At 58.1% G+C, this 23626-nt stretch carries 21 protein-coding genes and 1 riboswitch; of the genes, 15 read left to right on the plus strand and 6 right to left on the minus strand.

Annotated elements, in window-relative coordinates; genetic code table 11:
* Nucleotides 1-95, plus strand: a 95-nt coding sequence (locus J2Y56_RS27600) for a hypothetical protein (RefSeq protein WP_230393244.1), incomplete at its 5' end; no start/stop codon positions are given.
* 491 nt (nt 96-586) lie between these two features.
* Nucleotides 587-1414, plus strand: a complete 828-nt coding sequence (locus tag J2Y56_RS27605; protein WP_150782814.1) for a DMT family transporter — start codon at nt 587-589, stop codon at nt 1412-1414.
* 179 nt (nt 1415-1593) lie between these two features.
* Here J2Y56_RS27605 and J2Y56_RS27610 read toward each other — a convergent pair whose 3' ends face one another.
* The 4 genes from J2Y56_RS27610 to J2Y56_RS27625 all read right to left on the minus strand — a co-directional run bounded on the left by J2Y56_RS27610 (nt 1594) and on the right by J2Y56_RS27625 (nt 5080).
* A complete protein-coding gene (locus J2Y56_RS27610) occupies nt 1594-2601 on the minus strand; it encodes an ABC transporter substrate-binding protein (protein ID WP_310353952.1) in 1008 nt (335 codons plus the stop codon).
* Between the two features lie 63 nt (nt 2602-2664).
* Complete coding sequence (locus J2Y56_RS27615) at nt 2665-3402, minus strand: GntR family transcriptional regulator (RefSeq protein WP_310339252.1); 738 nt, start codon at nt 3400-3402, stop codon at nt 2665-2667.
* A 23-nt stretch (nt 3403-3425) separates the two neighbouring features.
* Nucleotides 3426-4307, minus strand: a complete 882-nt coding sequence (locus tag J2Y56_RS27620) for a polysaccharide deacetylase family protein (RefSeq protein WP_310353956.1) — start codon at nt 4305-4307, stop codon at nt 3426-3428.
* 41 nt (nt 4308-4348) lie between these two features.
* Nucleotides 4349-5080, minus strand: coding sequence for an aspartate/glutamate racemase family protein (locus J2Y56_RS27625; RefSeq protein ID WP_310339257.1), 732 nt, complete (start codon nt 5078-5080; stop codon nt 4349-4351).
* A 351-nt stretch (nt 5081-5431) separates the two neighbouring features.
* Here J2Y56_RS27625 and J2Y56_RS27630 point away from each other — a divergent pair, with 351 nt between their 5' ends.
* From J2Y56_RS27630 to J2Y56_RS27640, 3 genes are read left to right on the plus strand one after another with little or no spacing between them, the layout of a single operon-like run.
* A complete protein-coding gene (locus J2Y56_RS27630; protein ID WP_310353958.1) occupies nt 5432-6955 on the plus strand; it encodes an amidohydrolase family protein in 1524 nt (507 codons plus the stop codon).
* A gap of 36 nt (nt 6956-6991) precedes the next feature.
* On the plus strand, nt 6992-7834 hold the full coding sequence (locus J2Y56_RS27635; protein ID WP_310353960.1) for an ABC transporter permease subunit: 843 nt from the start codon (nt 6992-6994) through the stop codon (nt 7832-7834).
* A 5-nt stretch (nt 7835-7839) separates the two neighbouring features.
* Nucleotides 7840-8682: an ABC transporter ATP-binding protein gene (locus J2Y56_RS27640; protein ID WP_310339267.1), complete on the plus strand. Its 843-nt coding sequence runs from the start codon at nt 7840-7842 to the stop codon at nt 8680-8682.
* Nucleotides 8683-8762: 80 nt separating this feature from the next.
* Here the strand turns inward: J2Y56_RS27640 and J2Y56_RS27645 are convergent, their stop codons facing one another.
* On the minus strand, nt 8763-9533 hold the full coding sequence (locus tag J2Y56_RS27645) for an MBL fold metallo-hydrolase (RefSeq protein ID WP_310339269.1): 771 nt from the start codon (nt 9531-9533) through the stop codon (nt 8763-8765).
* A 51-nt stretch (nt 9534-9584) separates the two neighbouring features.
* A riboswitch (guanidine-I (ykkC/yxkD leader) is annotated at nt 9585-9687 on the minus strand.
* A gap of 605 nt (nt 9688-10292) precedes the next feature.
* Here J2Y56_RS27645 and J2Y56_RS27650 point away from each other — a divergent pair.
* The 7 genes from J2Y56_RS27650 (at nt 10293) to J2Y56_RS27680 (ending at nt 16569) form a co-directional block, all read left to right on the plus strand.
* Nucleotides 10293-11054, plus strand: coding sequence for a GntR family transcriptional regulator (locus J2Y56_RS27650; RefSeq protein WP_310339272.1), 762 nt, complete (start codon nt 10293-10295; stop codon nt 11052-11054).
* Nucleotides 11055-11174: 120 nt separating this feature from the next.
* Complete coding sequence (locus tag J2Y56_RS27655) at nt 11175-12476, plus strand: MFS transporter (protein ID WP_310339274.1); 1302 nt, start codon at nt 11175-11177, stop codon at nt 12474-12476.
* Between the two features lie 2 nt (nt 12477-12478).
* Entirely contained in the window at nt 12479-13297 is an 819-nt protein-coding gene (locus tag J2Y56_RS27660) for an Asp/Glu/hydantoin racemase (protein ID WP_310339276.1), read from the plus strand.
* 97 nt (nt 13298-13394) lie between these two features.
* Entirely contained in the window at nt 13395-14213 is an 819-nt protein-coding gene (locus J2Y56_RS27665; RefSeq protein WP_310353964.1) for a transporter substrate-binding domain-containing protein, read from the plus strand.
* Entirely contained in the window at nt 14210-14995 is a 786-nt protein-coding gene (locus J2Y56_RS27670) for an amino acid ABC transporter ATP-binding protein (RefSeq protein ID WP_405046891.1), read from the plus strand. The genes J2Y56_RS27665 and J2Y56_RS27670 overlap by 4 nt, the downstream gene beginning before the upstream one ends.
* A gap of 1 nt (nt 14996) precedes the next feature.
* On the plus strand, nt 14997-15689 hold the full coding sequence (locus J2Y56_RS27675) for an amino acid ABC transporter permease (RefSeq protein ID WP_310339279.1): 693 nt from the start codon (nt 14997-14999) through the stop codon (nt 15687-15689).
* Nucleotides 15690-15822: 133 nt separating this feature from the next.
* A complete protein-coding gene (locus J2Y56_RS27680; protein ID WP_310339281.1) occupies nt 15823-16569 on the plus strand; it encodes an aspartate/glutamate racemase family protein in 747 nt (248 codons plus the stop codon).
* 204 nt (nt 16570-16773) lie between these two features.
* On the opposite strand, the gene J2Y56_RS27685 is transcribed toward J2Y56_RS27680, so the two are convergent.
* Nucleotides 16774-19080 (minus strand): multiheme c-type cytochrome, encoded by a 2307-nt coding sequence (locus tag J2Y56_RS27685; RefSeq protein ID WP_310353967.1) that lies wholly within the window; start codon nt 19078-19080, stop codon nt 16774-16776.
* A gap of 576 nt (nt 19081-19656) precedes the next feature.
* On the opposite strand from J2Y56_RS27685, the gene J2Y56_RS27690 reads away from it, so the two are divergent.
* The 3 genes from J2Y56_RS27690 (at nt 19657) to J2Y56_RS27700 (ending at nt 23456) form a co-directional block, all read left to right on the plus strand.
* Nucleotides 19657-19932, plus strand: a complete 276-nt coding sequence (locus J2Y56_RS27690) for a hypothetical protein (RefSeq protein ID WP_310353969.1) — start codon at nt 19657-19659, stop codon at nt 19930-19932.
* Nucleotides 19933-20010: 78 nt separating this feature from the next.
* Complete coding sequence (locus tag J2Y56_RS27695; protein ID WP_310353971.1) at nt 20011-22485, plus strand: arylsulfatase; 2475 nt, start codon at nt 20011-20013, stop codon at nt 22483-22485.
* Nucleotides 22486-22670: 185 nt separating this feature from the next.
* Nucleotides 22671-23456 carry a transporter gene (locus tag J2Y56_RS27700; RefSeq protein ID WP_310353974.1) on the plus strand — a complete coding sequence of 262 codons (786 nt, stop codon included), beginning with the start codon at nt 22671-22673 and terminating at the stop codon, nt 23454-23456.
* Nucleotides 23457-23626: the final 170 nt, after the last annotated feature.

The raw sequence follows: 23626 nt of genomic DNA on the forward strand, positions 1-23626 counted from the left end.
TCGGCCGTGAAACCCACAAAATGATGCTCGACCACTATCAGCAGACCAAAAACCTGCTGGTGAGCTACGACATCAATCCGCTGGGCTTCTTCTAATGCTCGGATATTGAGCGACTAGTCAGAAACAAAGACGTGCCCTGTTGGATGAGAGCACAGAGCACGTCAACGGATTCAAGCGCTTCACCGATGACCAGACGATGGTCCTTCTTGGACAAAGCGACGGGATAGCCTCGGCCATAAACGACCTGCAATGGGCGCCTGCTTTGAGTCGATCGCAGCCATGGCTGCGCGCCCGATTTCGGCCGAAAGCCCACATCTAATCACTCCAGGCCGTCGCCGCCAATACTGTGCGCAGCGTCACGCAACCAATCACAGAACTGCTGTGCTGCCACGCCAAGGGGCCAAGAGAAATGCGGTCTACTGAAGGTGCACTATTATGAGTTTTCATTCATAAAGCGTGCAATTCTGGACGCTCGCCGAGGAACGATCCGAAAAAGGATATCGATGAAGCATGAGGAATTACTCATTAAGTAATGCGAGGACTTCGCTTTACTTTAGTCAAGGTGCCCAATTGCTTAGGATGGCGCATGCCCTATCACATCATCTTGCTCGTACTTTTCGCAGCGCTCTTGCATGCCAGCTGGAATGCCGCGTTGCGCGGTGGCGCCGACAGACTTTGGTCGATGACGATCATGTGCGTGGCTGTAGCGATTGCCAGCGTCGCAATAGCCTTGTTTTTGGAGGCTCCGGCCCAAGCCAGCTGGTTCTACGCAGTACTTTCGGCGGTCCTGCACGTCGGCTACAACTTGTTCCTGGTGCGCAGTTACAAGGTTGGAGACCTTGGGCAAACTTACCCTATCTCGCGGGGCTCCTCGCCTATCCTGATTACCCTCGCCGCTTCGGTTTTTGCCGGTGAAACGGTCGGGGCAGTCGCGATGATTGGCATTTTACTGGTGTCAGGCGGCATCATCTCGCTGGCCTTTAGAGGGCGCAAGCTGGCCGTTCCCAGTCTGCCTTACGCCCTGGGTACCGGTTGTTTCATCGCGGCTTATAGCGTGACGGATGGTATTGGCGTCCGCCTGTCCGGCGCACCGATGGCATACACGGTATGGATGTGCGCCTTGTGGGGCGTCTTGATGCCGTTGGTGTATGTCAGCGTGCGCGACACGAAGAGTTTATTTACCTTCCGACCCGGATTCATGACGGCCTTCATCGGAGGTCTGGTTTCACTTCTGGCCTATGGAATCGTTATCTACGCGATGTCCGCCGCGCCCATGGGAGCGGTATCGGCATTGCGCGAAACCAGCGTGTTGTTCGCGGTATTGATCGGATATTTTTTCTTGGGCGAGACACTGACTGTCCGAAAGATGCTGGCATGCGCGGTGATTGCCATCGGCACGATCATCATTGGCTGACGGCAACGGCGCAAAGCCGATGGTCAGCTTTGGGTCGATTTCAGCCGCTCGCGACAGGCATAAAACGACTGTGGATTCAACCGGTCGATGCAACAGATTGGCTAAATCTTTCAGCGGGTTGGTCGAAGCGACGCCGCCGGGGCAGGCAACTGCAAAACACCCTACTCCGGCAACTCGGATCAGTGAGTCAGTTCGTTAATAAACCGAGTGTCGAAGGTAGTTCCGAAGTCTGGAATGTCAGTGATCTGTCCATTTGCCTTGAGCAGTTGCGCAATCAGCTCACCACTGCCATAGAACGACGTGGTGGCGTCGGTCTTCTCAAAGTTTTTCGCCATTTCCGGCAACTTGATGTTGTACACCGTCTTGAGCTGCTCCTTGGCCTCTTCAGGGCTGACACCCAGCACCTTGGCGATGATCACCGCCGACTCGTCCGGGTGGGTCTCGATGTAGGCAAGGCCATCCAGGTAGCCTTGCATCAAGGCCTTGATGGCAGCCGGGCGCTTTGCGATAACACTCTCGTCAAACACCAGCACGTCAGTGATCAGACCAGGGGCTTCCTTGGATGAGTACACCACATGAAACTTGTTTCCCGGCATGCCCACAGCTTGGGAAACGTTGGGTTCGTACGTCACGCCAATCGGCAAACTGCCGGAGGCCATGGCGCTGGGTACGTTCTCCGGAGTCATGCTCACCGGCACAATGTCCTTGTAGCTCAGGCCGTGACTTTTGAGTGCATAGGCCAACAGGAAGTCGGAGGTAGACAGGGGGCTGAAACCGACTTTCTTGCCCTTGAAGTCATTGACCGTCTTGATCGACTGGTCGGCAACAATCGCGTCCCCCCCATTGGAGAAGTCGATCGGCATGACCACCTTGTGCGGGATGCCACGCGCCACCGCGCTGATCACCTGATCATAGGTCAGTGTGCCGCCATCCAGTGCATTGCCGACCATGGCGGTCGGAACCATGGTGGGGTCGCTGAACATCTGAAAATCCACCTTCAAGCCATGGGCCTTGAACAGGTCCAGTTTGTCTGCCACATAAAAAGGCGCCTGGCCCACCCAGACCACCGTTCCGATACGCAATTTTTCAACGGCCTGGGCCGCGATCGGGAATAGGCCGACAGCGCCTATCAGGCAAGCATTCATTACAGCATTGCGCAGCGAACGAACAGCAAACGGAAGCGTCATGGAGTCATTCCTTTACGATGGATCATGGGATGCGGGCCACACCCGTGGCCTGCTGTTTAAGTGTCACTTGGCGATGTCGGCAAACAGGGTCTTGATGTCAACTTGTGTAGTTTTGGGCTCGATCAACACTAACTGCGATTCCAGGTCTTCCAGGTGCGCCAGCATGGCCTGGGCAAATTGCGCCTTGTCCCCTTCCAGAAGGTCCACTAGCTCGCCATGGCACGAGTGCGAGCACGCCTCGCTATGGGGATGTTCATAGATCGCCGTAATCAAGGCCGAACGCGCCATCAGGTCACGCACCAGTTCATGCAGTACTGAGTTGCCATAGAGTTGCGCCAGCAGTACGTGAAAATCGTGAGAGGTGCGCAGCTCGGCTGAGCGATCTGCGGCCTGTTCGGCCAGCGTTTCCTTCTCGATGTGTTCGCGCAAACGGGCGATCCCGCCGGCGTCAATGCATTCCACTACCCGAGCGGCCAAGGCCACCTCGACCACCTTGCGCGCATCGAACACCTCGCGTGCCTCTGCCGGCGAGGGCTTGGCAACAAAAGCGCCGCGGTTTGGCTCAAGGGTGACCACCTTGTCCCGCGCCAAGGCCTGAAGCACCAGCCGGGTTGCACCACGGCTGGTGCCGAACGCTTCGGCCAGGGCTTCTTCTGTCAGCTTTGTGCCCGGCTGCAGGCGTTGCTCACTAATGGCGTTGAAAATCTCCAGGTACATGCGTTCCCCAGCAGGGCTTTTAATCTTGCTGGTATTGTCGGCCTGTGTGGGGTGTCGCGGCCGCCGGGCGGGAGATGAAGTCATGGGGGCGCTCCAAAACATTGGATTTAACAGGCCAGGCCAGGTTCGGCTTGAATGCAGTCATGGATTCGGTCAGGCGTGGTCAGCCAGATACCGTCGCGGTGGGCGCAGATATGCTGGAGTGCGCGGGTCAACTGGCGCAGGCGGAACGGCTGTCCGCTGATGAACGAGTGCACCACCACCGACATGACCAGCGGCTGATCGGCGGACGCGCCAAGGAGTTCGTCAAACTGGTCAATGATCATCTGGCAGAAATCGCTGGCAGAGGCCTGCCGCCCGATGATGGTCGAGCTGTCATTGAGCTCCAGGGCGTACGGGATGTGCAGAAAAGGACCGTGCTCGCTGTCCAGCCAAACCGCCCGATCGTCCATGCCCAGGTCCAGCACGTAGCCATAACCGCATTCAGCCAACAGGTCCACGGTATGGGTGTTCTGGCTCAGCCAGGGGCTCGACCAACCCAACGGTGCGTGGCCCGTGTGCTGTTCGATTCGGCGCGCTACTGCGCCCAGATAGTCGCGTTCATCAGCCCGCCCGCGACCTGCCAAAGTATCGGAGTTGCTCAGGCCATGGCCGATCAGTTCGCAGCCGGCGGCATGCAACTGTTCGACCAGCCCTGGGGAATGGTTGTACACCTCGGTATTGAGTAGCACCGAGAGCGGCACGTCGAACTCGGCAAACCGTTGTTGCAGGCGTAAAGCTCCGACACGATTGCCATAGTCGCGCCAAGAGGTATTGGCAAAATCAGGATTGGGCATTCCCGGCATTAGATTCTCGGTGAGCCCGGAACCGAAGTCGTATTCTTCCACCCCCATCACGAAGTACACCGCCAGACGCTTGCCATCGGGCCAGGTGCGCGGGTTTTCACGGGTGATCGGGGTATAGGCGTAGCGTTGCGGGTGTTTCAACATGACGCGCTCCTGCAATCCATAAAAAACGTTCGGCACACGGCTCAGGCAAACAGTGCCGGCCATTGCCCACGCAGGTCGCGCGGGGGGAAGTCGAAACTGTTCTTCTTGCTGGTCTTGAGCCCCAGGCTTACTAATCCCTCGGCCATTTTCACTGCGGCGTTGACGCCGTCGATCACTGGCACGCCTAAAGCGCGCTGTAGCGGCTCGACCATTTCGCTCAGGCCGGCGCAGCCCAGAACCAGCGCCTCGCTGTGATCTTCGCGCAGGGCAATGCGCGCTTCATCGAGCAGGGCTGTGAAAAGCGCGGCGTTGTCTTCTTCGCAGCAGTCATCGACCAGCACGTCGATGGCACGCAGCCCGGCGCAACGCTGATGCATGCCACATTCGTGGAGGACACGACGGGCGTGAATCAGGGTTCGCGGCGGCAAGGTGATAATGCTGAAAGTGGCCGCCACCAGGCAGGCACTGAACAGCGCCGCTTCGGTCATGCCTACCACCGGCCCGCGCGACATTTCACGGGCAGCGGCGACCCCGGTGTCGCCAAAGCAAGCCACCACATAAGCATCCACCCCGCTCGCTTCACCGGCCTGCACCTGAGCGATGACTCCTAGCGTGGCCCAGGCTTCGTCGGTGTGGCTTTCAATCGAGGGCGTGCCCAACAGCGGCTGAGTCGCAAACACTTCGGTACCCGGTGCCACGATGGCCTGCGCGCTGAGAGCCAGCCGTTCGGTGAAGGTACTGGTTGTATTGGGGTTGATGATCTGGATACGCATGTCGGCGGCTCGGCTCTGCGGTTGAGAAGTCTTATGGGGTTGTTAGCAGGGAGCGGGCCAACTTTGGCTTTTGCCTGTTAACCCTCATGGAAACAAGCAGTTGTGCAATTTCTTGAGAGCGTGCCACTCAACGCAGCCAGTACGGAGTCGACCCGTAATAGCGCATTGCTAACTATTTTGGTGCAATCGTTAACGATGGAATCTAGTGATTGTTAACAATCTATTGACCGCTCAAACAGCACCAACCCTCCAGCCAGAGCGGCCTGCACACGATTCACTGCTGGCCCCCGCCAATTGGCCTGCCTTTTGCGTTGTACCCCGCATCGAACAATCAGATGAAGTGAGACGCGCATGCCTGGTTCAACGGCGATTCATATCCGACAAGCTCGCCTGCTGTGCCTGGACGATGCCGGCACAGAGCACGAAGAAGCGGACCTGCTGATCATCGACGGATGCATTGCAGCCATCGGCCCGCACCTGGACGCTCAGGTGCCTGCGGGCGCGCAAGTGATCGAAGCCAAAGGCATGCTGGCGATGCCCGGGCTGATCAATGCGCACTTCCACTCCCCCGGCAACTTGCTTAAAGGCCAGCTCGACAGCCTGCCACTTGAGCTGTTCATGCTTTACGAAGTTCCACCGTTGGCCACGGCCGGCGACGGCGAGCGCATGGCTTATTTGCGCACCTTGCTGGCCGCCCTGGAAATGCTGCAACTGGGCATCACCTGCGTTCACGATGACGCCTACCACGTGCCCCGGGTGACCGAGCAAAGCCTTGACGTGCTGATGCGCGCCTACCGTGATGCCGGTATCCGTGCCACCGTCGCTATCGATCAACCCAACGTGGTGGAGTATGAAAAGTACCCGTTCCTCCACGACCTGCTGCCTGAAGACCTGCGTCAGAGCATGCGCGAGGCACCGCGTCAGAGCGACGAAGAGTTGTTGGCGCTCTACGATTACCTGATCGACCGCTGGCATGGTCAAGAGGATGGCCGCCTGGCTGTCGCGGTGTCCTGTTCGGCGCCTCAGCGGGTCACGCCGAATTACCTCCAGGCGTTGAGCAGGCTGAGTCGGCGGTTGGACCTGCCCTTCAACATCCATGTATTGGAAACCAAACTGCAACGCGTTTTGGGCGAAGAAAAATACGGTCAGTCGCTGGTGCAATTACTACATGAATGTGAGGTGCTGGACGAACGCTGCCAGATCATCCACGCCATCTGGGTCGACCCTGCCGATATTGCCCTGCTCGCTCAGTCCGGTTGCGTGGTGGCACACAATCCAGTCTGCAACCTGCGCCTGGGCAGCGGCGTCATGCCCTTCCGAGCGTTGCGCGACGCGGGGGTACCGATTGCGCTGGGCACCGATGAGTTGTGCTCCGACGACACCGCCAACCTATGGTTCGCCGGTAAGACCGCGGCACTGATTCATACCCTGGACCGCAGCGATTTCCAGCAATGGCCCCAGGCCCGGGAAATCCTTCACTGCATGACTCGTGGGGGAGCACGCGCCTTGCGCCGCGAGGGCCAGATCGGGCAGCTGACACCCGGCGCCCGCGCCGACGTGATCCTGCTGGATATGGACACCTGGGCATTCACCCCGCTCAACGACCTGACCCGCCAACTGATCTATTGCGAGGACGGCCACAGCGTGCGTTACACCGTGGTGAATGGTCGGGTGGTATACGCCAATGGTGAATTCCCGGGAATAGACGTGCGCACCCTGCGCCACGAAATCCGCGAACTGGGCCGCACGCTCGCCGCGCAGCATTCGGTCACCCAGGTCCATGCGCAATCGCTGATGCCGTATTACCGCACCATGTATGACCAGGCTCAGACCCGGGATGTTGGCCTGAGACGGCGTCTTGGCTCGCTGGACTGAACCCTTTTACAGACTCTCACTGCACGGGAATTCCCTATGAGCGTTCACCAACCGCTACCCGCCCCCATTAGTCCACCCCGCAAGGCCCGCGTACGCAGCCGTTGGTGGATGATCCGCGGCGAACTGTCACGCACTACTACCGCCAGCCTTGCCGTGATCGGTTTGCTGGTGCCGCTGCTGCTGTGGTGGGGGTACACCGTTCTGGGCCTGGCCAATCCGATGTTCGTCCCCGGTCCCGATGCCGTGCTGTCCCGCCTCATTCTCTGGTGGCGCGATGACGGGCTGCTGGGCGATATAGGCATTAGCGTGTGCAGGGTCATGGGCGGCTTTTTGGCCTCGGCGTTGCTCGCCCTGCCCCTGGGCCTGTACATCGGCACCTACCGCCCCGTACAGGCGGTGCTCGAACCGTTGACGGACTTCTTTCGCTACATGCCCGCCGCCGCCTTCATTCCCCTTGTGATGCTCTGGGTCGGTATCGACGAAGGCTCCAAGATCGCGATCATCTTCATCGGTACCTTCTTTCAACTGGTGTTGATGGTGGCCGAAGACGTACGCCGGGTGCCCATGGCACAGATCGAAGCGGCGCAAACGATGGGCGCGACCCGTGGTGAAGTCATCAAATTGGTGATCCTCCCTTCCGCCCGCCCAGCCTTGCTCGACACCCTGCGTATAACCTGCGGCTGGGCCTGGACCTACCTGGTGGTCGCGGAGCTGGTGGCCTCCAGTTCAGGTCTGGGTTTCGCGATCCTGAAGGCGCAGCGCTACATGCAAACCGACAAGATTTTTGCTGGCATCCTGCTGATCGGCCTCATCGGTCTGCTCACCGACCAGGCATTTCGCTGGCTCGGCCGTGCAGCCTTCCCCTGGTTGAAGAGGTAATCCCCATGACAGATACAAAAATCCGCATTCAACAGGTCAGCAAGGTTTTCCAGACCCGTGGGCAGTCGGTGCAAGCCCTGCAGGACGTGAGTCTGGATATCGCCCCCAACGAATTCATCACCTTCGTCGGGGCCTCAGGCTGCGGCAAGTCCACCTTGCTTCGAAGCATTGGTGGCCTGGAACAACACAGCAGCGGGCAGATACTGGTAGATGAGCATGTGGTCGACCGCCCAGGCATCGACCGAGCCATGGTCTTTCAGCACTACAGTCTTTACCCCTGGCTGACGGTGAGCCAGAACATCAAATTCTGTCGCCAACTGAAAGTGGTCTCCGACACCGTACGCAACGAAGGCGATATTGAACTGGCCAGCGGCCGCGCCGATGCGCTGATCAACCTGATGGGCCTGTCGGCGTTTTGCGATGCCTATCCCAATCAACTCTCTGGCGGCATGCAGCAGCGTGTGGCGATCGCCCGGGCACTGATGCCCAAACCGCAGATCCTGTTGATGGACGAGCCCTTCGGTGCCCTCGATGCGCAGACTCGCGAAGTGATGCACGACCTGATTCGCCACGTGCATCGCCTGGAAAAAAGCACCATCCTCTTCGTGACCCATGACGTGGAGGAAGCCATCTACCTCGGTGGCCGCGTGGTGCTAATGGCGCCCCGCCCCGGTCGCATCGATTCAATCTACGAGGTGCCACTGCCTGCCGAACGCCATCAAGACATGAAATTGAGCGCCGACTTCGTTGCACTGAAACGCACCATCCTCTCGCGCATTCGGCAAACCTCGGGGATGAACACCGACCTGGAATTGCTTGAGCAACTGACGCGCACCCATACCGTTTGATTCGGGTCCTGACAAACAGAGAGCCCCGCGAAACATGGGAGTTCTGGAGCCGCAGACTGATGCGGCTCCAGTAGTGGTGATCAGCCCTGCCTGCTATTGCGCGAGTAGTGGTCGGTAAGTTCAAGCATCCGTGCTCGACCAAAGCTTGGATCATGACCTCCGTGCACAACTTCGACGGGAAGATGTCTCAAGCGCTGCATCGTGCGTTGATAGTCAGCCAGGTTCGCCCCCTCAATCTTGTCCAGAAGCGGACCATCGTAGATGGCATCGCCGGAAAACAAGGTGCCGCTACTTTTTTCCCAAAGACCAATGCTGCCAGGGGAATGGCCAGGGAGATGTAACACCTCGAACGCCGTGTCGCCTAAATCAACCACATCACCTTCATCAATTAGCCGCGTCGCTTGAGCGCCACGGGTACGAAAGGCGAATGGGTCAAACCCCTCATGAGGATAAGCATCGATCAAGATATCGGGCACCTCATAACCTTGCGCTTCAATATCAGCGCGCATCGTGCCCGGCCAATGACAACTGCAGAGCACGGGATAGTCCGATGGGTTGGCCAGTTGATGCGCCTCCAACGGGTGCGCCAGTCGGTGTTCAAACTCGTGCAAGCTGCCGACATGATCCATGTGGCTATGGGTTGCTACAGCGATAAGCGGTTTGTTCAACAGCTCCGACATCGCCGATTTCAAACTGCTGATGCCCATCCCCGCATCGACCAACAGGTCGCTGTCGCGACCACGAACATGCCACATATTGCATTGTTCGACCCGAGCGACATGGGGCTCCCACAACAACGTAATTCGGTCGTCAATACGTTTGGTCTCAAACCAGCGATCAGCAATGCGCATGTTGAAGCTCCAGTGATGAATAAAAGGCGCAGAAAAAACAATCGCATGACGTTCTCCCGGGCTTTTATCCCTCCGTGGAGCCTCTTGCGAGGCCGGCTTACTCTCGGACCAGTCACCACTTTTTCAAGCGATCGGAACCCTAGTGAGCCTACGCATAAGCTATTGCAAGCAACGTGCAAATCGCTCTTCATGCCGGCTTATTCAAAGCACGTTGTATGCCAAAGAAACGTGAGCCAATTTGACGAAATAAACAGCTCACTTATCTCGTCTGAACTGATAAACAGCAAAAAAAGGAGGCGCCAATTTTCTGAATGAAATTCGTACATAGGACCCAGAATTCTGAGCCAGCCTCGCTACCACGTCAGAATTCCTGGTTGGTGGGTTCCTCCCGCCGGGCCTGTGTACCCGCGTCGCCGCACGGGATCTCTGTGTTGATGCTGATAGCAGTGTATTTGCTGCAAGGCGACACCCTTGGCGACAGGCCCGACCGCCAAACGGGTCGCTTATAAATCGTTAACAATCCGATATAAATCGTTAGCGATTGCACTTAAATGGTTCACGATGCGTCATTTAAGATCAACAATCTGCGCGGGTGTTGATCGTCAAAGCACGCCGATTGTGCTAGCAACTTTTTGATTTACAAGGGGATTATCGGGGCTTCTAAAACTTGGCTCACTCCGTGCAATAGCGAAGATATAGATCGAGCTGTAGAGCGCAAAACTCCGCCCTACCGCCTCGATACCGCTTATGGAGTTTGCCATGCTGAATCGCCAATCCAAGCCTCGCGCAACCCGTGAAGCAAACGGTAAAAAGAGCACCACACTGAGTGACACCTCGGCGTCGGATCGCATGTACCAAGAGATCTTCCGCGCCATCAGTGAGCAGCGCCTGCTACCGGGGGCCAAGCTGACCGAAGAGCAATTGGCCGAAGCCTTTGGGGCCAGTCGGGGCACGACGCGTCTGGTATTGCAGGCCCTGTCCCGAGATAAGGTCGTGACCCTGGAGCCCAATCGCGGGGCCTTTGTCGCCAAGCCAACTCCGAACGAAGCGCGTGAAGTGTTCGACGCCCGAAAAGTGATCGAAGTCGCCTTGGCAGCGCAGGTAGTCAGGTGCATTGACGCGGCGGGTATCGAGCGGCTGCGTGAACACGTGCGCAAGGAAACCTGTGCAGAGGAGCTCGATGACCGCTGCGAAGAGCTGCGCACTTCCCATGATTTTCATGTGCTGCTGGCTGAGCTGTACGGCAACTCGGTGCTGCACGAAATGCTCCGTGACCTCATGGCCCGTTCGGCGCTGATCACTGCCATCTACGAGCGGCCCCACAGCGAAGTCTGCTCGCATTCCTGTCATGGCGACTTGATCGACTTGCTGGAACACGACAAAACACAGTTCGCCAACGCCATGCTTCAGCACCTCGTAGACCTGGAATCTCAGTTGCTGCTGGTCGAACCCAAGACCGAACACGTTGACCTGAAAACCCTGTTCGCCCCAACGAGTAAAACAAAAAAAATCGCTCGCTAATCACCTCTTCGGAAGTAGTGGTGGAGCGCGATGCGTTTGTGTGAGTGGGCTTGCTTGCGAGGAGGCCATTTTGTCCATGCCTTAACCCCTAGCAATTTTTTCGTCATTCCAGGAGCTGATATGAGCTATTCCACCGCTGCTATCGTGCCGCTGCAAAGCAAGACGCAAGTCCGCTGGAAGATCTTTCTGGCGATCCTTTTCCTGATGGCTGTGAACTACATTGACCGGGCTTCGCTGTCGGTCGCGATGCCGATCATCGCCAAGGAGTTCAGCCTCTCACCGACGGAGCAAGGTCTGCTGTTGAGTTCGTTCTTCTGGACCTACGCGCTGATGCAGATCCCTAGCGGCATGCTTGCCGACCGGTTCAAGCCACGGCTGATGATTGCAGCCTCGACGGTGATCTGGGGTTTCTTCCAAGCCATCGCGGCGGGTTCGACGTCTTTCATCACACTCCTGATCACGCGTCTGGGACTTGGCGCGGCGGAAGCGCCTCTCTATCCGGCTGGCGCCAAGCTCAATGCGATGTGGCTGACGAGCACCGAGCGCGGTCGCGGCGCTACCTTGCTCGACGGGGGCGCGCCGCTGGGCGCCGCCCTCGGTTCCATCCTCATCGCCTGGCTGATCGCCTCGCTCGGTTCCTGGCGAATGGCGTTCGTGATCGCTGGGGTGGGCACGATCATCGCCGGCGCATGGTGCTGGTACTACATCCGCAATACGCCGCGCGAGCATCCAGACGTCAACGACGCTGAAGCCGATTATATTGAAGACGCGCACCAGGCCGAAGACGCCAAGGCGACGCCTTCGCAAGGCGGCCACGTTCTTAATTTCTTCCGCCACCGCTCGATCTGGGGCATGTGCTTGGGCTGGATGGGCTTCTCGGTGATGTTCACTGGCTTCATCGCCTGGCTTCCGAGTTATTTGCTGGCGAGCTACGGCTTCAACATCAAGACGATGGGCGGCGCAAGCTTCCTGATCTACATGTCAGGCTTCGTCGGCGAGATGGTCGCCGGCTGGATCTCGGACCGGTGGAAGGCGCGCGGCGCCAGTACAACCCGGGTGTATCGGACGATGTTCGGCATCGCGTCGGTAATAGCCACGCTATCGATCTTCGCGGTCGCCTACGTATCCGACCCGATCGTTGCCGTCGTTCTGCTTTGCTGCGCGTTGTTTTTCCTGCGCTGGTTCGGTTTGTTCTGGTCGCTGCCGGCCATCCTCGGTGGCCGTGAGCGCGCGGGTTTCGTGGGCGGCACGATGAACCTCTCGGGCCAGATCGCGGGCATCGGTGTTCCAGTCATCATCGGCGTGATCGTGCAGGCGAGTGGCGGGTCCTACTTCGGCGCGCTGATGTTCATGGCCAGTGCAGGCGTCGCGATGTTCGTTGCCGCGATGATGATCGACTACAGCAAGAAAGTGGCGATCTGATCATGACAACGAACCTAGATAACGTATTCACCGCCGACCCACGCTTCATTGGCGTGATCACACCCTCCGGCAACACCGTGGTCGAGCGGGTGACCATGGCAATCCTGCAGACGTTCCCGGGCGTGACGCCACTGTTTTCACGCACTCCGGTCTTCGGTAACTCTGATCCGTTTCCGCAAAGCTACGCAACGGACGATATGCTCACAGCTGCGCGTTTGCTGGCACATGCCAAGCCTGAAGTGCTGCTCTGGAGCGGCAGTAAGGGCGTGAAAATCGGCGTGCAGCACGACCGCGACTTCGTGGCGCGCGCCGAGGCCGAGACCGGCATTCCGACGACGACGTCGATACTGGCGCTCGACTCGCTGTTGCGCCGCCGCAAGCTGATGCGCCTGGCGATTGTCTCGCCTTACGACGGCGACTATCAGCGCGGGATAATCGCCGCTTACCGCAAGGCAGGCTTCGATGTGATCGCCGAGTGCCATGCGCAACTGAAGGACAACCTCTCGTTCGCGTCGATCCCGGCCGAGCGAATCGCAGCTATGGTCCGGGAGGCCGCGTCGCACCAGCCCGACGCGGTGCTGACTCTATGCACCAACTTCCCAGCGGCGCCGGTGATACCTGCGCTCGAGGCAGAACTGGGCATCCCGATGTTCGATTCGGTTTCAGTCGGTGTCTGGCATGCGCTGTCTCTCATGGGCATCGACTACGCGCCGGCACGCGCATGGGGCCGCCTGTTTGCCGAGGTGAAGGATGAACATTTCAGTGAATTCACGGGCGCCGGTGTTGATGCGCAAGGTGCGTTTCCTGGCCCTCGACGATGATGCACATTGATTGAACACAACACTTAACCAATTGAATACAAAGAAAGCTGTTGGCAGCCCAAACCAATTCTGATTTATGCCCTAAGGAGTCTCAAACTTGAATACAAGAAACCTGCTCATGGGCCTTATCGTCTGCCTCGGCACGGCAATGGCCAGCGCCGACACCCTGGACGAGGTGAAGCAACGGGGTGTCTTGATGGTTGGTGTTGAAGCTGGTGGCACCGGTGCCATTTTGTCGGCCGAACCGGGCGGCAAGATCATCGGACAAGACGCCGACCTGAACGCGCTCATCGCCAAAAAACTGGGCGTCAAACTGGAAATGATCGAAACCCCTTGGCCCGGCATCATCCCGGCGCTGCTGAGCAAGCGCTTCGACATGATCATGAGCGGGATGACCGCGACCAAGGCGAGGTCCGAGCGCGTTAACTTCTCGACGCCGTATGGCGATGCCTCGCTGGTCGCAGCCGCGCTGGCAGGCAATGCTGCCATCAAGACACCCGACGACTTGGCCGGCAAGACCATCGGTGTCCTGTTGGGTACTAACACGGTGGACTTCGCCAAGGGCTTCGCCACCCGATTGACTGCCACGAATCTGCCTGCCCCAACGGTCAAGACCTATGACGATTTTCCCTCGGTGTTCGTGGAACTGAGCAACAAGAACATCGATGTGGTCATGCTGCCGCGCCCCATCATGGGCGGCTACATGGTGCAAAAACCGGGCACCTTCAAGATCATCGACGGCTTGGGCGACAAGTCTTACTTCGGTGTCGCCATTCGCAAGGAAGACCCGGCGCTACTGGCCGCAATCAACAAGATCCTGATGGAGGCCAAGGCCGATGGCACGCTTGCCGCAGTGCAGCAGAAATGGCTGGGTGCGCCCACCGGCCCGCTGCCCGACAGCTGGAGCCAGCAATGAACCAGGACACTGCCGCCGTACGGCCCATGGTGTCCGTGCGCCAACTCACGAAGCGCTATGGTGAACACACCATTCTCAAGGGCATCAACCTGGACGTCGCTGCCAGCGAGGTGGTGACACTCATCGGTCCCAGCGGCTCGGGCAAGAGCACCGTGCTGCGTTGCCTCAATTTCCTGGAGGCGCCCAGCTCGGGTGAGGTGTTGGTCGATGGCGAGCGACTGGGCTACGTCGAAGGGCCGGGCGGCAAGCTGCTGCGCCGCGCCGAGGCCGACGTGAACCGCCAGCGGGCCGAGATCGGCATGGTTTTCCAGCAGTTCAATCTGTGGCCGCACAAGACGGTGCTGGAGAACATCATTGAAGCGCCCATGCTGGTGCGCGGCACGAAGCGCGATGAAGCGATAGCCATCGCCCGCAAACTGCTGGACCGCGTGGGTCTGCTGGCCAAGCAGGATGCGATGCCGATGACCCTGTCGGGCGGGCAACAGCAGCGGGTCGCCATTGCGCGGTCCTTGGCGATGCAGCCCAAGGTGCTGCTGCTGGACGAAGTCACGTCGGCACTCGACCCGGAAACGGTGCGCGATGTGCTGGACGTGATCAAGGGTCTGGCAGTGGATGGCATGACCATGGTGCTGGTCACACATGAGATGTCGTTTGCCCGCGAAGTGGCTGACCGCGTCGTCTTCATGGACGAAGGCATCGTGATGGAAGTGGCTCCGCCGGAGCAGTTCTTCTCGGCGCCGCGCCATGAGCGTGCGCAGGCTTTTTTATCCAAGGTCCTTTGATATGTATGACTTTCAACTGATCCTCACCTACCTGCCCGATCTTCTGCATGGGCTGTGGATGACCGTGCTCTACACCGTTGGTGGCTTGGCCTTGGGTCTGGTCATCGGGGTGTGCGCTGCCGTGCTCAGCCTGTCCCGCCTGCGTGCCATGCACTGGCTGGTGCGCGCCTATGTCGACTTCATCCGCGGCACACCGCTGCTGTTGCAGCTCTTCATCCTCTACTACGCGCTGCCGTCGTTGGGCATCAAGATGTCGGCGCCTGTCGCCGGCGTTCTGGGTCTGGGCATCAACGCCGGCGCCTATCTTGCAGAAATCTTCCGGGCCGGCTTCGAGGCCGTGCCGCGCGCCCATGTCCAAGCGGCACGCTCGCTGGGCATGAGCTACTGGCAGACGCTGATTCGCATCGAACTGCCGCAGGCGGCGACGCTGGTTCTGCCCCCGCTGGCCAACGAGATGATCAGTCTGGTGAAGTCCACCTCGTTGATCTCGACCATCTCCATTGCCGAGCTGATGCGCTCGGGGCAGATCGCGGTGTCCGTGACCTTTGCACCATTGGAAATCTATTCCGTGGTAGCGGTGTTCTACCTGCTGATCAACCTCAGCCTGGCCAACCTGGTGCGCTGGCTGGAGCAGCGCAAGGGTTCGGGCGCCCGCTCCGAAGCGCGGCGCACTTTAATGGATGTAGGCGTGTGACTGCGCCGCTCCTACGCACACATGGCCGCTCTAATGGTGCTTGACCTTGAGCACATAGAGGCCAGTCTGAATATTGCCCCGCGTCCCGCCAGTGAGTTGTCGCTGGAACAAGCCTTCCTGTGAGTATCAAGCTATGCGCCTTCTTCTTCTCAATGCCAACACCTCCAGCTTTGTTACAGACAAGGTAGCCTCGGCTGCGCGCGCAACGGCCAACAGGGACACCGAGATCGTGCCAGTTACAGCAGATTTCGGAGCGCGCATCATCACCACCCGCACCGAGTTAGCCATCGCCAGCCATGCGACCATCGACCTGTTGGCCGCACATGCTTCTGGCTGTGATGCCGTGGTCATCGCCGTGTCCTACGACGTCGCCCTGGCCGCGGCACGCGAGATGCTTAACATTCCCGTGGTCGGAATTACTGAGGCAGCTTTGCTCACCGCCTGCATGCTGGGCGGACGCATCGGCGTACTGGTTTGGGGCCGGCGTGTGCTGCCGGTTTACCAAGAATTGATCGCCAGTTACGGCCTGACGTCCCGCGTCGCGGGTTGGCGCGCCGTTGAAAGCAGCGCGCCGTATGCTGCCGGCGACCAGAGTGAAGCCGACGCGCTGGCTATCGCTGCTGCGCGTGATCTGGTGGAGCGCGATGGCGCCGAGGTTATCGTGCTGACCGGTGCGGTCATGGCGGGCGTGCCCGAGCGGCTGCAACCCTCCATTGATGTACCGGTGCTCGACGGAGTCAGTTGCGCCGTACGGCAAGCCGAACTGCTGGTGGGCTTACAGGCGATCAAGCCGAATACTGGAAGCTATGCAGCGCCTGGCCCGCGCGAATCTGACGGACTCTCTCCAGGGTTGCAGGCTTTCTTTGCCCCCCGAAACTGACTTGTATGTTCGCCTTGGTGGCTCGGGTAAAGGCCCGATTTACTGTATTGCTGCCTTTCACCATTCCCGCCTAGTCCATCAGCCCTGAATATCGGCTTTGCGGCGTCGCCCCCATAGTCGCCGAGTTCCGTTTTGGGCTGACTTCTGCCCTTCACGACAGGCTGAAATCGGCCAAAAGCAGACATTCCACTTCACAAAACCACACTACTGATAGCCATCCAATAGTTGTTGCAATTGCGCCAATCGGGGATCATCCGGCGCAGCCTTTTGCAGGCGTTTTCCGTATTTCTTTGCATTGGCGCGGTCGCCGACGGTGCCATACAGGTAAACCATTGCGTATAGCAGGTCTGCGTCATCCGGGGCTTGCGTCAACCCGGCTTCAAGGACGGCACGAGCAGTCTCGCGTTGGTTGAGCTGGAGCAACAACAGCCCCTGGTTGTAACGTACTCGCGGGTTGTTGGGTAGAGCCCTGCCCGCTTCGTCCAGCCAATGCGCTGCTTCGTGCGCGTGGCCCTGCTCCACCAGTAACAAGGCCAGCATATAGGCCAGGTTGCCACGATCAGCCACCGGCGAATCAGGCAATGCTATGCCCTCGCGTAGCGCCCGTTCAGCGTCTTGAGGACGCATTAGATCGTTGAACAGAGTTACCAGATTGACCCGCGCCGGGGCGAAATACGCATCTAGTTTTAACGCAATACGGTAATGCTCCAAAGCTTCGAACTGTCGACCGTCTCGCTCCAGAAAAACCGCGAGGTTCAGACGATTGCCCGGCAGGTCGGCGATACCGCGCAAGCGTTTTTCGTAGTCGGCCTTAGCCGTGCGGTACATCGTCTGCTTGTCGGCAGGTATCGCAAGAATTGGCACGCTCACCAACGCCCGTACCGCTTCGTCGCGAACCGCCAGATCGGAATCATCCATTTGCGGCAGCAAAGTGTTCACCCGTTCGACCGGTGGCAATTGCGCGAAACCGGCAATGGCATAGGCGCGCACCAGTGCGCTGTCATCCTTGAGGGCTAAGCGCAGACTTGGCAGCGCAGATTCTCCGAGGTTGGTAAGTTGATCGGCAGCGCTTGCACGCACGATGGCCGGTTTGCCGAGATCCTTGATCAAACCCGTAAGTTGCACCAACGCGTCACTGTTACCCAGTCGTGCGGCTTGCAAGACCTGGCCATAGTGTTCGGGCCGTTGGGGCGTTCCGGACCAGCTGTCTATGGCCTTCGCCGCCCAGCTTGGCTCGCGGTCCTTGTGGCACATCGTGCAGGCATCGGGACTGCCGGTCTTTTCGTCAAGATCAGGGCGAGGAATCCGCATGCTGTGATCCCGGCGCTGATCGATCTGCATGTAAGTGTGCACGGGCATATGGCAGTTCACGCACTGCGCACCGGCGGATCCCGGTTCGTGATGATGATGCTCGGAGGTGTCGTAGTTCTTGGCCTGCAAGCTGGGGAACTGCTTGGGCGGTGTCGGTGTATGGCATTGCTCACACAGGCCATTGCCCTGGATTTTGACTTTGGTGGTATGCGGGTCATGGCAGTGGGTGCAGGCAACGCCCGCCGCGTACATCTTGCTTTGGCTGAGGGAGCCAAACTCATAGTCCTCACCCAGTAATTGTCCGTCGGCGTGGTAAAGGTCCGGGCGCAGTACCGAAGGCAGCGAATGGTCGAGCAACGGCAGGCCCGATTGCGCCCCCGCCCCTAACGTTTGCCGGCGACTATGGCAGCGCGCACATTGATCAACCAGACCTTTGCTGCCCAGAGCGGCGAAGTCCACTTTCAGGCCGATGTCCCTGGAAGAGGTGTAATCGCCCTTTTTCACGTTTAACTGTTGTGATTGGCTGGCCCAGTCGACATGAGCCTGTGCCGGCCCGTGACAACTCTGACACCCCACGTTTTGTTCATGCCAGGTAGTGGAAAAGGTGTCGGTTTTGTCGTCGTAGTTCTTTTGCAGGTTAGACGAGTGGCAGTCGGCGCACATAGCATTCCAGTTCTGGTAGCGACCGGTCCAGTGCAAGGCATCGTCGGGGGTGAAGTACTGACCGGGATACAACGAGAACCAGCGCTGACCACCTTCATTTTTTGCCCGTGAGTCCCAGGCGATGGTCAGGCTTTGCAGGCGTCCGCCGGGAAAGCTCACTAGGTATTGCTGCAAAGGTTTATAGCCGAAGGTGTAGCTGATCAGGAAGTCAGCGGGTTTGCCGTCTTGACCTTCGGTATTGACGAAAAACTTTCCATCGCGGCGAAAGAACCGCGCCTTGACCTCGCCATCGACAAACTGGGCGTTCTTGAAGTTGCCCAGAACATTGGTCTCGGACGCCTCGCGCATGGCCCAGTCATGATCCGAGTTTTTCCAGGCGCCCGCTTGTCTTTGATGGCAACCGGCACAGGCCCCGGCTTTGGCATAACCGTCCGCAGCAGCCGCCAGTACGGGAAGCTGGCCCGTATCGGCAAGGATCTGAGCGGAAAAGAAAAGGGTCAGCAAGAGGCCTGAAACCAGGTAACGGAAACTGCGCACAGGACTTCCTTGGTATGAAGATTAAGCACGCGGAGCAGCCCGAATGTTTGACCAATGATAGCCATGAAACGTCAAGCCTCAAGATTGCCGGCGAGCGGAGGATGTATTGGGCAAGGACAAAACCGGCAAAAAAATGATCTCTGAAGGCTGGGCTCTTCGGTTGCACGAATGATTATCGTCCTGATCACTCAATACGAAAGTATCGAATGCATACACTTATTTGAAATAATAATTATATTGTTTAGTTTGCACTCAAAACATTACCAATATTTTCCGGACGAGCGGCCAACTTAAGATTAAGTTGCGTGCTTAACTTATTTCTTACTTCATATTAAGTGGCCACATTTGAAGTTGCCCCCCTATCTCCATCGATAGCTTCATGATTCGGCAATCATCCTGGCCACCGGTTGAACATTAGCTCCGAGACTGTGCCATTCACCGATAAAGCGGCTCTATGGACCTGTCGCATCTGCCTTGGACGGCGGGTAGCTAATGCGTAGCTTCTACAAGGTGAACTGATCGTTCAGCAGCGGCTTGTCAGCTGCCAATCATCAGACGCGATCTAAAGGAGCCAGCATGAAGACCAGTCGATACATCCTCCTTTACACCATGCTCGCCGCGGGCTTCCTGGTGGGTTCGCCTTCCGTCCTGGCCCAGCAGACAACAGGTATGTTGTGTTCTCCCAGCGAAACGACCACGGTTGACGGGAAGTATCTTCCGTCCCCGCCATCGGCGTTTGGTGGAGTAATCAACATGAGCGCAAAAGATTCCAAGCCCTGTTGGCCGCTGCGCGTCGTACCGCCCAAGTGGGCTCCCAACGACACACAAGGTGTCAGAAATGCGAGCCAGTGATCGTTCAGCCAGCTGCGATTCTGACCTCTTGTATGCCAGCTCAATGTCATCGAGAAGGTGAACTGAGAGGTAGCAATCATGAAAGCATCAAAACACATCCTTCTGAGCAGTATGTTCGTGGCCGCCGTGTTAGTGACTGCGTTTTCTGCCTACTCACAAGTCCAGACCAGCGGCGTACCTGGCTCACCCGCCGCGACGACGACTATTGATGGGAAGTATCTACCCTCGCCGTCGGCACCGTTCGGCGGTGTCATCAATATGGATGTCAAAGATTCCAAGCCTTATTGGCCGCCGACCGTGGTACCGCCCAAGGGCGCACCAAACGTGCTGTTGATCATGACCGATGACCAGGGTTATGGCGTTCCCGGAACCTTTGGCGGCGTTATCCCCACGCCGGCCATAGATCGGATTGCCAAGGCCGGATTGCGCTACACCCAGTTCCACTCCGCTGCACTTTGCTCGCCCACACGAGCGGCTCTGATCACCGGACGCAACCATCACTCGGTAGGCTTTGGCGTGGTCACCGAGCAGTCCACTGGATTCCCTGGCTACGACTCGGTCATTGATAAGAACAGTGCCACGATCGGCAGGATCTTGCAGGATAACGGCTATTCCACGTCGTGGTTCGGCAAGGATCACAACACGCCCAGCTACCAGTACAGCTTGGCCGGCCCCTATGACCAATGGCCGAGCGGGATGGGCTTCGAGTATTTCTACGGATTCGTGGGCGGTGAGTCCGATCAATGGACCCCTTTTCTTTTTCGCGATCATACCCAGATCGAACCGTGGGTCGGGAAGCCTGACTACAACCTCATCACTGACATGGCGGACGAAGCCATCAAGTACATGAATGGCTTGAACGCGGCCGCGCCTGACAAGCCTTTTTTCGTCTATTACGTCCCCGGCGGTGCCCACGCACCGCATCAACCGACACCGCAATGGATAGAAAAGTACAAAGGCAAGTTCGATATGGGTTGGAACACCCTGCGCGATCAAATCTTCGCGAACCAGCAGCGGCTCGGTGTGATTCCGGCGAATACCCAACTCACTCCATGGCCAGATGATCTACCGAAGTGGGACACGCTCAACGCCGACGAAAAGAAATTGTTTGCTCGCCAGGCAGAAGTGTTCGCTGCCTACGTGGCGTACACCGATCATGAGATCGGACGTGTGATCCAGGCCGTGGAGGATATGGGCAAGCTCGACAACACGCTGATCATTTTCATCAGCGGCGACAATGGCACCAGCGCAGAGGGTTCCACCACTGGCACCCCATTCGATATGGCGGCGCTTGAAGGCATTAGCATTCCGGTAGAGGAGCAGTTGAAATACTACGATATCTGGGGCTCCGACAAGACAATGCCCCATATGGCGGTGGCGTGGTCCTGGGCATTCGATACTCCGTTCAAGTGGACCAAACAGGTGGCATCGCACTTCGGTGGTACCCGGCAGGGAATGGCCATCTCATGGCCGGACCGCATCAAGGAAACCGGCGGCATCCGCACACAGTTCCATCATGTGATCGACATCGTTCCCACAATCCTGGAAGCCACGCAAATACAGGCGCCGGTGATGGTGGATGGCATCGCCCAGAAGCCTATCGAAGGGGTGAGCATGGCCTACACCTGGGATAAGGCAAGTGCAAACGCCCCGTCCACCCGCACCACCCAGTATTTCGAAATGCTGGCCAACCGGGCCATCTATCACGACGGCTGGATCGCCTCAACAACCCCACCCCTGGCTCCCTGGCTTCTCGGCATGGGCAAGATGCCCGACGTCGTCAACGGCTATAATTGGGAGCTTTACAACGTCGCGGAGGATTATTCGCAGAACAACGACCTCGCCGCAAAAATGCCTGACAAACTGCGCGATATGAAAGAGCTTTTCCTGATGGAGGCGACGAAATACAACGTGTTCCCGCTGGATAACGACTTTCTCCAGCGCGTCACCACGCCGCGGCCAAACGCGACCGCCGGCCGGACTGTCTTCACCTACTCGGGGGAATTGTCCGGCCTGCCCGAAAGCAGCGCCCCCAATACCCTCAACAAGTCCTATTCCATCACCGCCGAGGTGGAAGTTCCGGCGGGCGGCGCCGAGGGGATGCTCAACACGCTCGGTGGACGCTTCGGTGGCTATGGCTTCTACTTGTTGAAGGGCAAACCGATCTTTGCCTACAACCTTCTGGCCGTTGAGCACTTCCGCTGGGAAGGCCCGACAGCGCTCACACCCGGTAAACATACGGTTGCATTTGACTTCAAGTACGACGGTCCCGGTTTCGGCAAAGGTGGTACCGGTATCCTCTCGGTCGACGGCAAGGAAGTCGACCGCAAAGCGATTCCGCACACCATCCCGTTTATTGCCACAGTTGACGAAACCTTCGACGTCGGGGTGGATACCCGGATGGGGGTGGACGACAACGACTATCTGCCACCGTTTCGCTTCACCGGCCAGCTCGACAAGCTAACCATCAAACTGGAGGCTCCGAAGTTGACTTCTGAGGAACGGGTGCTTTTCGATCAAAAAATGCAGCAGGTCAAGAACGCGGCGCAGTAGTTACCGTTCGCCTGATTTAAGTGGGCTGGCAAGAAGCAAGCCCACTTCGGCGAGTTGAACGTAGTTCAAAAGAAGCTGAACTACGCTCAACTTAATGGCAGCTCTCCCTTACAACGCGGTAGTCCATTTTCTCAATCCTGTGCAAGGAGCTGGAAATGAACAAAGGTTTTGCACTGGCCCCGTTCATGATCCTGGCAGCGGTTTTGCCGGAAATTGCCATGGCGACCGATAGTCAGGCAGAACTGGCCAAGCAGTCCCTGAACCCGGTTGCTGCGCTGTATAGCCTGCCGATTCAATACAACTGGAACCAAAATCTTGGCCCCACCAACAACGGCATTCAGGCTGTTACCAATATTCAGCCGGTCCTGCCTTTCACTATCAACGACGAATGGAACCTGATTTCCCGCACCATTCTGCCGATCATCGACCAGCATGGCCTGGTGTCCGGCGGGATTGCCGACAAGTCGGGTGTTGGTGACACCACCCAGAGCTTCTTCTTTTCACCCAAGCAGCCTACCGCCAGCGGCTGGATATGGGGGGTGGGGCCGGCCATTTTGCTGCCCACCGGCAGCAACAAACTGCTCAGCAATGAACAATGGGGGCTGGGCCCCACGGTGGTCCTGCTCAAGCAACACGACGGCTGGACTCGTGGCATTCTGGCCAATCACATCTGGTCGCTGGAAAACAGCCCGCCCGATGACAAGGAAAAGGTCAACCAGACCTTCCTGCAACCCTTCTTCAGCTACACCACCCATACCTACACCACCTTCGGCATCAATACCGAGTCCACCTACGACTGGCAGACCAAGGAGTGGTCTGCGCCGATCAACCTTTTTGTGACCCAGTTGTTCAAGGTTGGCCACCAGCCCATGACCCTGCAATTTGGTCCCCGCTATTGGGTCGACAGCCCGGAGAATGGCGCCGAGGGCTGGGGGTTTCGGGTGGCGTATACGCTGCTGTTTCCCAAGTGAGTGCAATGTTTAAGTAGAGCGCTTTAAATGGCTGCTTTTGGTCGATTTATGCCTTTGCTGACAGGCAGCTTCACGCCCTAAGCGGCCGGTGGGGACAGTCAGAAACTGGCCTTTTTTTTGTCTGTCCCCAATGGCAGAAATTGGCCGATTTTAGCCTTTCGCGATAGGCA

This window comes from Pseudomonas sp. BE134 (assembly GCF_031456105.1).
GTDB lineage: Bacteria > Pseudomonadota > Gammaproteobacteria > Pseudomonadales > Pseudomonadaceae > Aquipseudomonas.